General features: G+C 38.9%; 8 protein-coding genes and 1 tRNA gene. 8 read left to right on the forward strand and 1 reads right to left on the reverse strand.

Going from position 1 to position 15,494, the window contains the following annotated elements; genetic code table 11:
- The first annotated feature begins 53 nt into the window (after positions 1-53).
- The 3 genes from M3225_RS23675 (at position 54) to aceA (ending at position 3,269) form a co-directional block, all read left to right on the forward strand.
- Positions 54-125, forward strand: a tRNA-Glu gene (locus M3225_RS23675).
- Between the two features lie 208 nt (positions 126-333).
- A complete protein-coding gene (locus tag M3225_RS23680) occupies positions 334-1,593 on the forward strand; it encodes a M48 family metallopeptidase (protein WP_251398429.1) in 1,260 nt (419 codons plus the stop codon).
- A 392-nt stretch (positions 1,594-1,985) separates the two neighbouring features.
- Positions 1,986-3,269, forward strand: coding sequence for an isocitrate lyase (aceA, locus tag M3225_RS23685; RefSeq protein WP_251398432.1), 1,284 nt, complete (start codon positions 1,986-1,988; stop codon positions 3,267-3,269).
- A 196-nt stretch (positions 3,270-3,465) separates the two neighbouring features.
- Here the strand turns inward: aceA and M3225_RS23690 are convergent, their stop codons facing one another.
- Positions 3,466-3,702 (reverse strand): IDEAL domain-containing protein, encoded by a 237-nt coding sequence (locus M3225_RS23690; RefSeq protein WP_028412421.1) that lies wholly within the window; start codon positions 3,700-3,702, stop codon positions 3,466-3,468.
- 176 nt (positions 3,703-3,878) lie between these two features.
- Between M3225_RS23690 and M3225_RS23695 the strand changes: the two genes are divergently transcribed.
- From M3225_RS23695 to addA, 5 genes are all read left to right on the forward strand, one after another.
- Entirely contained in the window at positions 3,879-5,858 is a 1,980-nt protein-coding gene (locus tag M3225_RS23695; protein ID WP_251398435.1) for a S9 family peptidase, read from the forward strand.
- A gap of 161 nt (positions 5,859-6,019) precedes the next feature.
- Complete coding sequence (locus M3225_RS23700) at positions 6,020-6,637, forward strand: TVP38/TMEM64 family protein (protein WP_013081701.1); 618 nt, start codon at positions 6,020-6,022, stop codon at positions 6,635-6,637.
- Positions 6,638-7,217: 580 nt separating this feature from the next.
- On the forward strand, positions 7,218-7,958 hold the full coding sequence (gene fabG, locus M3225_RS23705) for a 3-oxoacyl-ACP reductase FabG (protein ID WP_251398438.1): 741 nt from the start codon (positions 7,218-7,220) through the stop codon (positions 7,956-7,958).
- 263 nt (positions 7,959-8,221) lie between these two features.
- Entirely contained in the window at positions 8,222-11,722 is a 3,501-nt protein-coding gene (addB, locus tag M3225_RS23710; RefSeq protein WP_251398441.1) for a helicase-exonuclease AddAB subunit AddB, read from the forward strand.
- Complete coding sequence (gene addA, locus M3225_RS23715) at positions 11,715-15,452, forward strand: helicase-exonuclease AddAB subunit AddA (RefSeq protein WP_251398458.1); 3,738 nt, start codon at positions 11,715-11,717, stop codon at positions 15,450-15,452. The genes addB and addA overlap by 8 nt, the downstream gene beginning before the upstream one ends.
- The last annotated feature ends 42 nt before the right edge of the window (positions 15,453-15,494 follow it).

The raw sequence follows: 15,494 nt of genomic DNA on the forward strand, positions 1-15,494 counted from the left end.
TCGGCTGTTAACCGATCGGTCGTAGGTTCGAGTCCTACCTGTGGAGCCATACTGGCCCGTTGGTCAAGCGGTTAAGACACCGCCCTTTCACGGCGGTAACACGGGTTCGAATCCCGTACGGGTCATCTTAAAAGCAGTTTGCATATGCAAACTGCTTTTTTATTTGTACACAATGTTTTTTCTTTTGTATAAACTCTATTTTTCGTTTTTCTATGATTTCCTCTGCATAATTTGCATTTCTTATAGCACATCTATAAACGCTTGTTCTAAATTTCGAAAAAAAACCTACAATAGTAATAACGGAATACTGTTTGTACAAAAGGAGGGGAATGCGTGAAAAAAATTGTTTTGTGCTCCATCGGAGTTTTTCTTGTGTATGCAGCTTGTATATGGGTGTATTTATTCTATATAAGTGACACCTCTATTCCACAATCATTAAGAGGTACCAGCGTAGATCCGGCTACGTTTATGAATGCACGAGAACTTATGTTAACCGAAAAATATTCAAAGATTAGAGATGCACTCTTTTTTATCCGAATTCCATATGAGTGGCTAGGGTTTATTTTAATTTTAGTGTTAGGTGTGTCTAAGAAAGTTAATAAGTGGTCTAAAGACGTCAGCCGTTTCAGTCTTCTCCAAGCTGCTATTTATGTATTTTGGTTATCTGTTCTGCTGCTGATCTATTCTTTTCCTATGGACTGGATTAGCTATAAGCTTTCAACGGCTTACCATATTACGACGCAACCTTTTCAAGGATGGATGAAAGATCTTTTTACAGATTTTTGGGTAAACTATGCCACTATGTTTTTAGTGATTGCTGTGTTATATGCATTAATTCGTAAGTTTTCAAAAAGATGGTGGCTGTATGCGTGGCTAGTATCCATTCCATTTACGCTATTTTTGACGTTTATTCAACCAGTGGTTATTGATCCGTTATATAACGATTTTTATCCATTAAAGAATAAAGAGTTGGAGACGAAAATTTTACATTTAGCAGATGAAGCTCATATACCTGCTAAGCATGTATATGAAGTAAACATGTCTGAAAAAACCAACTCTCTCAATGCATATGTGACGGGAATAGGTTCTAATTCAAGAATTGTGTTATGGGATACCACCCTTAATAAATTAACGGAACGTGAAATTTTGTTTATCATGGCGCACGAGATGGGTCACTATGTAAAGAAACATATTTATGTGGGGATTGCTTCAGCTTTAGTTTTATCGATTGTGGGATTATGGCTAACGAAGCACTTAGCTCGCTTTGTGATTCAGAGATGGGGGAAAGCATTAAAAATTACTTCTCTTAGTGATTTAAATTCCTTACCGCTTATTCTACTTATTTTTTCTGTTCTTACATTTGCTGTAAGTCCTTTAACAAATATGCAGTCGCGTCATCATGAACTTCAATCTGACACGTACGCGATGGACCTAACAGGAGATAAACAAGCTGCTATTAAAACGTTTCAGGACTTAACAAAATCAGGACTATCTCAGGTAAACCCGCCGTATTTAGTGAAAATTTTCCGATATGGTCACCCAACAATACTGGAAAGAATTTCATTTGTGGAGGAGTATGAAAGAAATGAATAAGTGATATAAGAAAAAGTAAAGGATATATGAAGCCTTTTATACGTAGGTATTAATAGAAGAGCCTCCTTGCGAGTAGGAAAAAAATTCTAAAAGGAGGTTTCATTTTCGAAAGTACTGTTATATAATAACGTATGTAAAATAAAAACTGTTTTATAACAATGGGGAGGAATAGTTATTTGTGATTGAAAAGATAGCAGTCGAAATTCTCAATGTATATTCACCTCAGCGAAGTCTTACTACATGTCCTTCAACTATTTACTTATTTCATCTACGTTCTTACTAATATTATGACAAACTGCTAATTTACTTCATCATGAAACAGACATATTCTAACTGCTGCGTTTTATATTTTTATGAATATAGAATTTCAAATTCATTAGGGGGTATAAAGAATGAAAGATATTCGTGTAAAAAACCTTGAAGAAAATTGGAAAAGCGATGAGCGTTGGAAAGGAATTGAACGTCCATATTCTGCAGAAAAAGTCATTGGGCTGAGAGGATCCATTGATATTGAACATACGCTTGCTAGAAGAGGGGCCGAAAAGTTCTGGAACTTATTAAAAACAGAGCCATACGTCCATGCACTAGGAGCTTTAACCGGAAACCAAGCAGTACAACAGGTAAAAGCAGGGTTAAAAGCAATTTACTTAAGCGGATGGCAAGTAGCTGCAGATGCAAACCTTTCAGGAAATATGTATCCTGATCAAAGTCTATACCCAGCAAACAGCGTGCCGCATGTCGTGAAACGAATCAATCAAGCGCTGCAGCGTGCTGATCAAATTCAGCATTTAGAAGGAGAAGGAGATATCGATTACTTTGCTCCAATTGTAGCAGATGCAGAAGCAGGGTTTGGAGGGCAGTTAAACGTATTTGAATTAATGAAAGGAATGATTGAATCGGGAGCATCTGCCGTACACTTTGAAGATCAATTATCCTCTGAGAAAAAGTGTGGTCATCTGGGTGGCAAGGTACTCCTTCCAACTCAGACGGCTGTGAAAAATTTGATTGCTGCTCGTTTAGCTGCAGATGTAATGGGTGTTCCAACGCTTCTGATTGCTCGTACAGATGCTGATGCTGCTGATTTAATTACAAGTGATGTTGATCCTGTAGATCGCCAGTTTATTACGGGTGAACGCACCGCTGAAGGTTTTTATCGCACGAGAGCCGGAATCGATCAAGCTATTGCTCGTGGTTTAGCATATGCGCCATATGCTGACCTAGTATGGTGCGAGACCTCTGAACCAAATTTAGACCAAGCACAAAAATTTGCAGATGCTATTCATGAAAAATTCCCAGGTAAAATGCTTGCTTATAACTGTTCACCATCTTTCAACTGGAAGAAAAAATTAGATAAGAAAACGATTGAAAAATTCCAAAGAGAAATCGCAAAGATGGGCTACAAATTCCAATTCGTTACGCTTGCTGGCTTCCACGCTTTAAATCACAGCATGTTTGAGCTGGCACGAGGATATAAAACAAGAGGAATGGCAGCTTATTCAGAGTTACAAGAAAGAGAGTTTGCTAGTGAAATAAATGGATATACAGCTACGAGACATCAGCGTGAAGTAGGAACGGGTTATTTTGATGAAGTGGCGCAAGTAGTTTCTGGTGGGACTTCCTCTACAACAGCTTTAAAAGGTTCAACGGAAGAAGAGCAGTTTCAGGCGCATAAATAACAAAAAATCTATGAGTGGAACGGTTGGTTAATTCCACTCATAGGAAAAATCCTAACAAAAAAGATTCTTACATCTGTAAGAATCTTTTTTTTATGTAGTAAACACGATTTAACAGACAGCTGTTCTTCCTGAGAAGAAAGTATCTGCCTGTTAAACGTACATATAAATCATTAACATGAATTAAGTTCTTAAAATATTAAGTAGATGTTTGAAGCAAGGATTGGTACTGTGCTGATAGCTCATAAAAAGCAGTTTCATCACGTTGATCTAATGCCGTGTTAATGTTTGTTTCTAACAGTTCTTTTTGACGCTTAAACAGCGATTCATCAATTACCATTTCGATATAAACATCCAACATACTCACAGTATCAATTACTTTTTTCTTGCGAGCGAGGGACTTCATCATTTCCGTGTACGATTTTTCATTGTTCATACCTCATCACCTCTGCACCCTTTTTATTATTATATAGATTAAAAGAAGAAAAAACAACTAATTTTCTAAATTTTTAGATTTTTATTTTTAGAAATGATAAAGTAAAAGGGAAACGCTACTTTCGTTTTTATCGATTGACTATTTGGTTTGAAAATGAATGCTTGGGGGCGAAGAAATTGAATCATTTAAAAAAGCGTACGGTAACGATAGAGGATTTGTATGAATTAAAGTCTGTGTATAATCCTCAGATTTCTCCAAATGGAAAAAGTGTAGTTTATACGGTTCGAGAAACGAAGAAAATAGAAAACGCGTATGAAACGCAGCTGTTTATGTTAGATCTTGAAACGAAAAGAACAAAGCAATTAACGTACTATAAAGGAAATAATCATTCTCCCGCCTGGTCCCCTGACGGCAAGTGGATTGCTTTTTTATCAGATCGCAGTCAAACCGTTCAGCTCTACCTATTAGCAGTGACAGGCGGAGAAGCAGAAGCACTCACAGAACTTGAAAAAGGCATTAGTAATCCAATATGGTCTCCTTATAGTGACGAAATTATGTTTTCCACAAAAGTAGGAGAAAAAGCTGTAAGAGTTGAACAAAATCATGAACATCCCCAGCCATACGAAGTGGAACGTTTGTTGTACAAATCCGATGTTAGCGGTTACTTAAAAGGTGAATATACGCAAGTTGCTGTAGTTAAACTTAAAAATAAAGAAGTGACGTTTTTAACGGATGGACCTTATCATCACTCTGTAGGATGCTGGGCCCCCGATGCAAACTCAATTGTATTTTGTAGCAGCCGAGGAGAGAATCCGGATCTATCGTTAACCATGGACGTGTTTATTTTGCATCGTGATACCGGAAAATTAACATCTATTACATCGGAAACAGGATATTTTCATCAAGTTTCGTGTTCACCAGATGGGTCATACATAGCTTACACTGGAAATGAACGTACATACGGATCGGCTTCAATGAATGACATATACATTTATCAGATCTCCAATCAAAAAACAGCTTGTATCACTGCTGGTATAGACTTAGAAGTAGGAGATATGGTAGCAGGAGATTTTCACTTTGGAAGAACCACAGCGGGAATTATGTGGAGCAGTAATGAAGAATTTTATTTTGTCGTAAGTGAAAAGGGTTCTGTAGGTATGTATAAAGGGAATGTGAATGGAAAGTTAGATCCGGTGCTTATGGATAATGCTCACGTATATGGCGTATCTGTTCTTCCCAATTGTGAGGAAGCTATCGTAGCAATCAGTACATTTACACATCCCGGAGATCTTTATTCTCTAAATTTAAAAACTGAGGAATTAGTGAAGCTGACAAATGTTAATGACTTATTTTTAAAGCATGTGCAGCTAACAGAAGCAGAATCTTTTTACGCGACTTCTATGGACGGTATGCATATCCACAGTTGGGCAGTAAAAGCTGTTGCCACCAACGATGTATCTCCAACAATTTTAGAAATTCACGGAGGTCCGCATCTTATGTATGGTCATACATTTATGTTTGAATTCCAAGTGCTTGCATCAAAAGGGTTCAATATCCTCTTTTCTAATCCAAGAGGCGGCAGAGGATATGGTCAAGCATTTACAGATGCTGTTCGAGGAGATTACGGAGGCATGGATTATACGGACTTGATGGCGGTGACCGACGAAGCAATTAAGCGCTACTCTTATGTTAATGAAGATAAGCTTGGCGTAACGGGAGGAAGCTACGGAGGGTTTATGACAAACTGGATTGTGGGAAGTACAAATCGTTTTAAAGCAGCGGTGACGCAACGGTCTATTTCAAATTGGACGAGTTTTTACGGCGTTAGTGATATTGGCTATTATTTTACCGAATGGGAATTAAAAGCTGATATTTATGAAAATCCGGAAAAACTTTGGAACCACTCGCCGCTTCGTTTAGCGGAGAACGTTAAAACACCGCTGTTAATCTTACATAGCGAACAGGATTATAGATGTCCAATTGAACAAGCTGAACAGCTTTATGTAGCACTGAAAAGAAAAAATAAAGAAGTAGAATTTATTCGTTTTCCTGAGTCTAACCATGAACTTTCTAGAAGCGGTAAGCCTAATTTACGAACGGCGAGACTAAAATATTTAACAAGCTGGTTTAAACGTTATTTAAAACAGTCTAAGTAAAAAGTGCATGCTGTTCAACCAAATATGTGTGTGTAAATAAAGGCTATATGGCAAACGTAAAAGGGCAGGAAAGGTAAAACGCTGTAAAACTTTTGTTTGGTAAAGGAAAGTAGTACAATAAGTGAAAAGTAGCACAGTTGTTTAAATAAGGAGAACATTCGATGGATTTTGAAACATTAAAGCATTATTTGACATTAGACGGCGTCCTCGAGTTATTAAAACAATATCAATCATTTGGAATCATTCCGGGACTGCTGTTGCCTATTTTAGAAGCGTTTATCCCCATCTTGCCGCTTTTTGCGTTTGTAATGGCCAATGCTGCTGCTTTTGGCTTATGGTTAGGTTTTTTAATTTCATGGGTTGGCAGCTGCGTTGGATCACTGCTTGTCTTTTTAATTTTTAGAAAATATGGACAGGCGAGGTTTTTGCATTTCATCAGCCGGCATGCGCAAATTCGAAAGATTATGATTTGGGTAGAAAGACACGGTTTCGGACCGCTGTTTATTATGCTTTGTTTCCCTTTTACCCCATCTTCGGCAATTAATGTAGTAGCAGGACTATCACGTGTCAGTATGGCTCAGTTTATGCTTGCTGTATTAGCTGGTAAAATGGTGATGATATTTATGATGAGCTTTATTGGGGCCGATTTTGTTTCATTTGTGAAACAGCCTCTAAAAGCAGTACTTGTTTTAGTCATTATTTTTGTCTTATGGCTTGTTGGAAAGCAAATTGAACGAAGATTAAATGAAAAATCTAAAGTGAAACAGTATGATAAATAGTTTGTTTATATATAACAAATAGTGATGAAAGACTGCTTTTTAATAGGCAGTCTTTTGTTATACATGCAGCCAAAGAGGGTATTGTAAACTATAGAAAAGCCTTTTCTTATAGGGATACACCGGCGTTTTTGAAAGACTTTTTAACTTTTTCTCGAAGAAGTTATTTGTCTGTTTATTCGGTTGTTAGAAAAATGCACATACGGAGGATTAGTCCAGTCATCAATAAGTTTTTTGTTTATCAATTATGAAAAATATGCTAAAATAAAAGAAAAAACTGGGAATAAATTAGACGTCTATTCCTAGTTGCACCTAAGTAATGAACCCTTTGTTTTCTAGAGATATTCATGTTTTTTCTCAACATGTATTATCACCTCATGTATTTCAAAACGTTTTCTTAAAAATTATATGAATGATTTTTGAGCTTGACTACTAAGATGTAAGTAGAGGGATCATTACTAGAAAAGCACCGAATGATCATTAAGACGTGCTTGGCGTCGTTTTGAGGAGGGGAATGCGCTACTAAGATTCAAGCGACTTGCTGATTAATCATTGTTAGTAAGCGTCTTATAGCGCGGGTGACATGAGATTAAAAGATAAAGTGGCAATTATTACTGGTGCAGCAAATGGATTAGGGTTCGAAGCTTCTCGAATTTTCGCACAAGAGGGTGCAAAGGTCGCTATGGTTGACTACGATGCAAAAGCGGGAGAAGAACGAGCAGCTCAGCTAAAAGAAGAAGGCGGAGATGTAGCATTCTTTCAAGTGAACGTAGCGGATCGAGACAGTGTAGATGCAATGGTAGAAGAAGTAGTGAAACGCTACTCTAAAATAGATATTTTAATTAACAATGCAGGTATCACCAAAGATGGAATGCTAACCAAATTATCAGTTGAAAATTTTCAAGCGGTAATTAACGTAAACCTTACAGGCGTTTTTCACTGTACGCAAGCAGTTGTACCGCACATGATTGCTCAAGGTAAAGGGAAAATTATTAGCACATCTTCGGTATCTGGCGTATATGGAAATGTTGGTCAAACAAACTATGCGGCGACAAAAGCAGGCGTAGTGGGAATGACAAAAACATGGGCTAAAGAGCTGGGGCGAAAAGGAATTAATGTAAACGCTGTAGCTCCCGGGTTTATTGAGACGGATATGGTGAAGGCGATGCCAGACAAAATCATTAATCAAATGAAATCCACTATTCCTTTACAAAGATTAGGTCAGCCTTCTGACATTGGTTATGCTTATCTTTATTTAGCATCTGATGAGTCCAACTATATTAACGGTACAACACTGCATGTAGATGGTGGAATCATGATGTAAAAGTAGAAAATAACTCGCTTTTCTAAAACTTTTCAGTGGTCATTTGACTACTGAAAAGTTTTTTTGTTGCATCCAGCATTTCACATATCGGCAAAGTGGAATTTTGTCTGCAAGTTCAGTAAAATAATAAGGAGAGAGATAGAGAGATTTAGATGATTATCACTATAAAATTTTGACGACTGCGTCACGTGTTTACGTGGCGTTTATCCATTTTGTACTTAAACAAATGAAAATATAGAGAAGAAAAATGAAGGGGTGAAAACGTGGGGCTACAGTTTTTATTAGGACGTTCAGGAAGCGGGAAAACGGAATATCTTTTAAATAGCATGCGCCAAGAGCTGTTAAATGCTCCGCTTGGGCATCCACTTATTTATATTGTACCTGAACAGATGACATTTCAGTCGGAGTACGCGCTTGTTCAAACACCTGGTTTAGAAGGTATGATGCGTGCTCAAGTTTATAGTTTTACACGTCTTGCATGGCGTATCCTGCAAGAAGTCGGAGGTATTAGCCGCTATCATGTGGATCAAACAGGTATTCATATGATGCTTAAAAAAATTATTGAACATCAAAAAGAAGAGCTTCGACTGTTTGCGAATTCTTCAGAACAAGCAGGGTTTATTGAAGAACTAGAAAAAATGGTTAAAGAGTTTAAACAGTACACGGTAGATGCACCGTCTCTCGAAGAGATGAAGCAAAAGCTTCAAGCAGAAGATGAGAAAGTCCTTGCTGATAAATTACATGATTTACATCTCATTTATGGAGAATTAGAAAAACAGCTGATGACGAAATATGTAGATGGAGAAGATTATTTGAAGCTGCTGAGTGAAAAAGTAGCGTCTTCTGCCTACCTTGCTCAAGCAACGATTTATGTAGATGGATTCCATCACTATACCCCTCAAGAATTAACGGTATTAGTAGAGCTGATGAAAGTTTGTAGAGAAGTGAAAATAGCGGTTACTTCTGATTATTCATATCAAGATTTTATTCCAAATGACTTGCACTTGTTTCGGTTAACGAGCGAAACGTATCAAGAAATAATGGGTCTAGCGGCTGAAAACGGAATAGAGATTCAAGAGCCGAACGTATTTAACGAACAAAAAAGGCATCAAAACAGTCCAGAGCTTGCCTATTTAGAACGATATTATGATGAACGGCCAACGCCGGAATTTCAGTCAGAGCCCGAGCACATTCAGCTGCTACCGGCTGTTAGCCGAAGAGCAGAAGTTGAAGGGATTGCAAGAGAAGTGCTGTCGCTTGTGCGCGATCATGGGTATCGCTATCGTGATATTGCCTTGATTGTTAGAAATGCAGAAGACTATCATGATTTGCTTCAAACCATTTTTCGAGATTATGAAATTCCGTACTTTATTGACCAAAAGCGCGCGATGTTTCACCATCCACTCGTTGAATTTATTCGCTCAATCTTAGAGGTGGTAAGTGGGTCATGGCGATATGAAACAATCTTTCGAGCAGTGAAAACAGATCTTTTATTTCCTTTGTCATCCGATGTGCACCAGCTCCGTGAAGAGATGGATGAATTAGAAAATTACGTACTTGCTTACGGTATTCAAGGATCTAAGTGGACGAGTAAGGAACCATTCACCTACAGAAAATATCGTTCGCTTGAAGACATGAACCTTGGGAAAACGGACGAAGAGCTTGCTTTTGAACAAAAAATAAATGAATTGAAAAATATGATTGTCCCTCCTATTTACTCGCTTCAGCAAAAATTAAAACAAGCGAAAATAGGAAAAGAAAAAGCAGAAGCGCTCTATCGTTTTTTAACGAATTTAGATATTCCACAAAAGATAGAAGCGCTGCGCAATCGATGTGAAGAAGAAGGAAAGCTTCAAGAAGCAAGAGAGCACGAGCAGGTATGGAAAGCAATTCTTCACTTATTTGACCAGTTTGTTGAAATGATGGGAGAAGAGAAAGTATCGATTCGTTTGTTCGCAGATCTATTTGAGACAGGGCTTGATAGCATGCAGTTTGCACTTGTTCCGCCTGCACTGGATCAAGTGGTTGTTGCAAGCTTCGAGCGTTCGCGTTTATCCCACATCAAAGCAAGCTTTGTGTTAGGTGTAAACGACGGTGTGATTCCAGCTAAACCAAAAAGCGATGGCCTGTTATCTGAAAAGGAGAGAGAGCAGCTGCTTGAATCAGGTCTATTACTTGCGCCAACTGGAAGACAAAAGCTGTTTGACGAACAATTTCTCATTTATTTAGCACTTTCCAGTTCTTCTGAAAAACTTTATGTTTCGTATCCTCTTGCCAATGAGGAAGGGAAGACACTGCTGCCTTCGCTCGTTATTAATCGAGTAAAAGAGCTATTTCCGCTGCTGCAGGAAAAGCTGTTAATGACGGAACCTACGGATTTAGAAGAGGAAAAGCAAGTTGATTATATAACAAATCCTTTAACGAGCATCGCGCATTTAGCCAGCCAGCTGCAAGGATGGAAACGTCATTATCCGATGAGTTCCGCTTGGTGGGATGTATATAATTTTTATGTAGAAAATCCAGATTGGAACTCATACAGTGAGAGAGTACTAAGCAGCTTATTTTATAAAAATGAAGCAAAACGGTTAACAAAGAAAACGAGTCAGCGTCTGTATGGAAAACATATTCAAGCAAGCGTATCGAGAATGGAAAAATTTGAAGCCTGTCCATATGCCCATTTTGCTTCTCACGGGCTCAAGCTTAAAGAACGAAAAGTTTTCAAATTAGCAGCTCCTGACATAGGCGAGTTATTTCACTCGGCGTTGAAGATGATTTCAGACGAGCTTCGCGGCGGTCAAAAAGAATGGAAGAACTTAACGAGAAAAGACTGTCAGCAGCTTTCTACGGATGCGGTGCATGAACTTGCTCCGCGCTTACAAAACGAAATTTTATTGAGCTCCAATCGCCACCACTATTTAACGCATAAGCTGCAGCAAATTATTGAACGGGCGTCGCTTGTGTTAAGTGAGCACGCTAAGGTGAGCGGGTTTGTTCCTGTTGGATTGGAATTAGGGTTTGGACCTAGCGGGGAGCTGCCTTCTATGCAGTTTACACTGCCAAATGGCCATACGATGGAGCTTATTGGCCGAATTGACAGAGTGGATAAAGCGGAAAGCTCCAAAGGACTTTTACTGCGCATTGTAGACTATAAATCAAGCGATAAAGCATTAAACTTAGTGGAAGTGTACTACGGTTTATCTCTTCAAATTTTAGCTTATTTAGACATAGTCGTGACGTATGCTGAACAGCTTCTTCATGATAATAGAGGAGCATTGCCTGCTGGCGTTCTTTATTTCCACGTTCATAATCCAATGATCAACAGTACTAAAGCATTACAGCCTGATCAAATTGAAGCTGAAATCTTTAAGAAGTTTAAAATGAAAGGACTGCTTTTAGGAGATGAGGAAGCAGTACGGTTAATGGACGAAACGTTAGAGTCAGGGCACTCACAGGTTATATCGGCTGGCATTAAAAAGACAGGGGGCTTTTATTCCAATTCTTCGGTTGCGTGCGAAGAAGATTTTACACATCTCCGTCAGCATGTGCGAGGTAAGTTTGTGGAGGCAGGTACAGAGATTACAAATGGAAAAATTGATATTTCGCCTTATAAGCTAAAAGATAAAACACCATGTGCGTTTTGTGAATACCGCTCAATCTGTCAGTTCGATGAATCAATGGAAAACAATGAATATCGTCAGCTTAGTGCAGAGAGCCAAAGTGTTATTTTAGATAAAATTCGAGAGGAGGCCAAACGAGATGAGTAAAGATATACACGTAAAACCGGCCGACTCCCAGTGGACGGATGATCAGTGGAACGCTATTGTTTCATCCGGTCAAGATATATTAGTAGCCGCGGCAGCTGGCTCAGGAAAAACAGCGGTTTTAGTCGAACGTATTATTAAAAAGATTACGATGGGTGATGAACCAATCGATGTTGATAGATTACTCGTTGCTACGTTTACAAATGCTTCCGCAGCTGAAATGAGAAATCGAATTGGAGAAGCATTGGAAAAAGAGTTGAAAAAGAATCCATCTTCTTTACACTTGCGCAGACAGCTTAATTTATTAAACCGTGCGTCGATTTCTACGCTCCATTCTTTTTGTTTAGAAGTCATTCGAACGTATTATTATTTGATTGATGTAGATCCTGGTTTTCGGATTGCAGATGATACGGAAGCGGATCTTCTTCGGGAAGAAGTATTAGAAGAATTGTTTGAAGAACAGTACAGTATTGAACAGAACGAGCGATTCTTTGATCTAATTGATCGTTATACAAGTGACAGAAATGACTTAGATATTCAGCTTATGGTAAGAAAGCTATATGACTTTGCAAGGTCTAACCCTGACCCAAACGGCTGGCTTGAAATGATCGTGAGTCAATATGATGTGACAGAAGACTCTTCTATTGATTCACTTCCGTTTCTGTCTTTTCTTTTACAAGAAGTAACAACGCAGCTGATGGGCATTGAGTCGATTTTAAAACAGGGCTTAGAGCTAACAAAGCTGCCAGGAGGGCCTGCTCCTCGCGCCGTTAATGCAGAGGAAGACTTAGCTCAAATTCATCGGCTGCTCAGCGCTTCTAAGCATTCTTTTGCTGATTTGCATGAGGAAATGCAGAATTTAAATTTTACTCGTTTAAAGCCATGTAAAGGAGAAGCATACGACTCGCAGCTTCTAGATGATTTCGGAGAGCTTCGCAAAAAAGCTAAGACAAGCCTTGAAAAACTTCATGCTGATTTGTTTTCTAGACCTTTGCACGGCTACATGGCTGATTTTGAAAAAATGAAGCCTGTTATTGAAACGCTAATCTTTTTAGTTCAACGCTTCGGTGAACGATATGAACACCTCAAAAAAGAGAAAGGGTTAGTGGATTTTTCTGATTTAGAACATTATTGCCTGCAAATTTTGAGTGTAAAAGAAGACGGTGTGCTTAAGCCTTCGTCCATTGCCCAAAAATATCGCACTCAGTTTGAAGAGGTGCTTGTTGACGAATATCAAGATACAAATATGGTTCAAGAAACACTGATTAAATTAGTGACGAGAGATAGTGAAGAACAAGGAAATTTATTTATGGTTGGAGACGTAAAACAATCCATTTACCGCTTTCGTTTAGCGGAGCCATTTTTGTTTTTAACAAAGTACAAGCGCTTTACGCAGGATGGACGACAGTTTGGAAAACGTATTGATTTGAACAAAAACTTCCGCAGTCGTTCCCAAGTGCTTGATGCTACAAACTTTATTTTTAACCAGCTGATGGATGAAGAAGTCGGAGAAATTGCATATGACGATGATGCTTCTTTAAAATTAGGAGCATTGTATCCAAAAGTGGAAGGAATGGAAACGGAGCTTTTGCTAATTGCAAAAGAAAATGCAGAAGAAGGAGCGGAGGAAGAATCGGATTCTTCTCTCGTCGCTTTTTCAGAAGCAGAGCTTGAAACGGCTCAGTTAGAGGCAAGAGCAATGGCGCGTAAAATTAAAGAACTCGTTCAAAATCGTTTTCAAATATATGATCGCAAGCTCGATATCATGCGAAACGTGACGTATCGCGATTTTGTTATTTTGCTTCGTTCTATGCCTTGGGCTGCGCAGATCATGGATGAATTTAAGCAAGAAGGCGTGCCGATTTATGCCGATTTATCAACAGGCTATTTTGATGCTACTGAAGTGATGATTATGATGTCTTTATTAAAAGTAGTAGATAACCCGCATCAAGACATTCCGTTAGCTTCTGTTCTTCGCTCACCGGTAGTAGGGCTTTCAGACGAAGAGTTAGCTACACTGAGAGCAGAGCAAAAGAAAGGAACGTATTACGATGCGTTAAAAACGTACTTAGCGGTTTCAGATCATGAGGAACTTCGCGACAAAGTAAAATATTTCTATGAGCAGTTAAAAGCATGGAGAACACAAGCTAGACAAAGCTCTTTATCAGAACTAGTCTGGCAAATTTACCGCGATACGGGTTTCTTTGAATTTGTTGGCGGACTTCCTGGCGGGAAACAGCGTCAAGCCAATTTACGTGCTCTTTACGATCGCGCTCGCCAGTATGAGGCGACTTCATTTAGAGGTCTGTTTCGATTTTTACGCTTTATTGAACGCATGCAGGATCGAGGGAATGATTTAGGAGCTGCTCGAGCACTGGGGGAACAAGAAGATGTGGTGCGTTTGATGACTATCCACAGCAGTAAAGGTCTTGAATTTCCTGTTGTTTTCGTAGCTGGTCTTGCTCGTCAGTTTAACTTGATGGACTTGAATAAAGCGTATTTACTCGATAAAGAACTAGGTTTTGGATCTAAATATATTGATCCTAAACTACGTATTACGTACCCAACTCTTCTTCAGCAGACCATGAAGAAAAAAATGAAAAAAGAAAGCATGGCAGAGGAAATGCGGGTATTATACGTAGCTTTGACGCGTGCGAAAGAAAAACTTATTTTAGTCGGAACAGTAAAAGACGCACCAGAAAAACTCAGACAGTGGAGCTCCGTTATGGCACACGAAGATTGGACGCTCCCAGCTCATGTGAGAAGAGATGCAAAATGTTATTTAGACTGGATTGGACCTTCTTTAATTCGTCACCGAAATGTTAGTGATATGGTTGAAGGAGGAGTCCAGCCGGCTGAGATGATTCATCAGCATGCTTCAAGCTGGAAACTTTCAACGTTATTAGCAGGTGATTTAGCCGAACAGCCTCTTGAAGAGCAGCAGCATCATGAAGAGCTTTTGAACGCTCTTCAAAAACATGAGCCAGTTTCAGAATCGAGCGATTATAAAGACGAAGTGTATAGACGCTTAAATTGGTCTTATGATTATCGTGTAGCTTCCGTTCATCGTTCGAAGCAATCTGTTTCTGAACTAAAAAGGCAGCAGCAGCTGACGGATGCAGGGGGAAGCGACGATCTCGTTCGCGGATCTAAAGCACCTCTTGAAAGTCGTCCGCTGTTTCTTCAAGAGAAATCTCTCACAGGAGCTGAAAAAGGAACAGCTACCCATGCCGTTATGCAGCAGCTTCCATTAAATAAAGCTTATACGCTTGAAATGGTTCAAGACTTTATTCAATCAATGGTTACCAAAGAATTATTGACGCAAGAACAAGCGGATGCCGTTGATGCAAATGATGTAGCAGACTTTTTAGACAGTGATATTGCACAAGGTATTCGAACGGCTCGCACTGTTTATAGAGAGATGCCTTTTAGTTTAGGTGTCTCCGCTAAAGAAATCTATGATCATTGGGAGCAGGAAGACGAAACAATTTTAGTGCAAGGTATTATTGATTGTCTTTATGAAACGGAAGAAGGGCTCGTTTTACTTGATTTTAAAACTGATAATATTTCGGATCGTTTTCAAGGGGATTTTGAACGAGCAAAACCGTTTCTAATTGAAAGATACCGCATTCAGTTAGAGCTTTACGCAAAGGCCATTGAGCGGATTGTAAAACAACCTGTGCAGCATCGCTATCTGTACTTTTTAGATGGTGGACATGCTGTTGAAATATAAAAAAAGAAGAAGGCCCTGGTCTTCTTCTTTTTCACCAATAAG

This window comes from Priestia aryabhattai, assembly GCF_023715685.1.
Lineage (GTDB): Bacteria > Bacillota > Bacilli > Bacillales > Bacillaceae_H > Priestia > Priestia aryabhattai_B.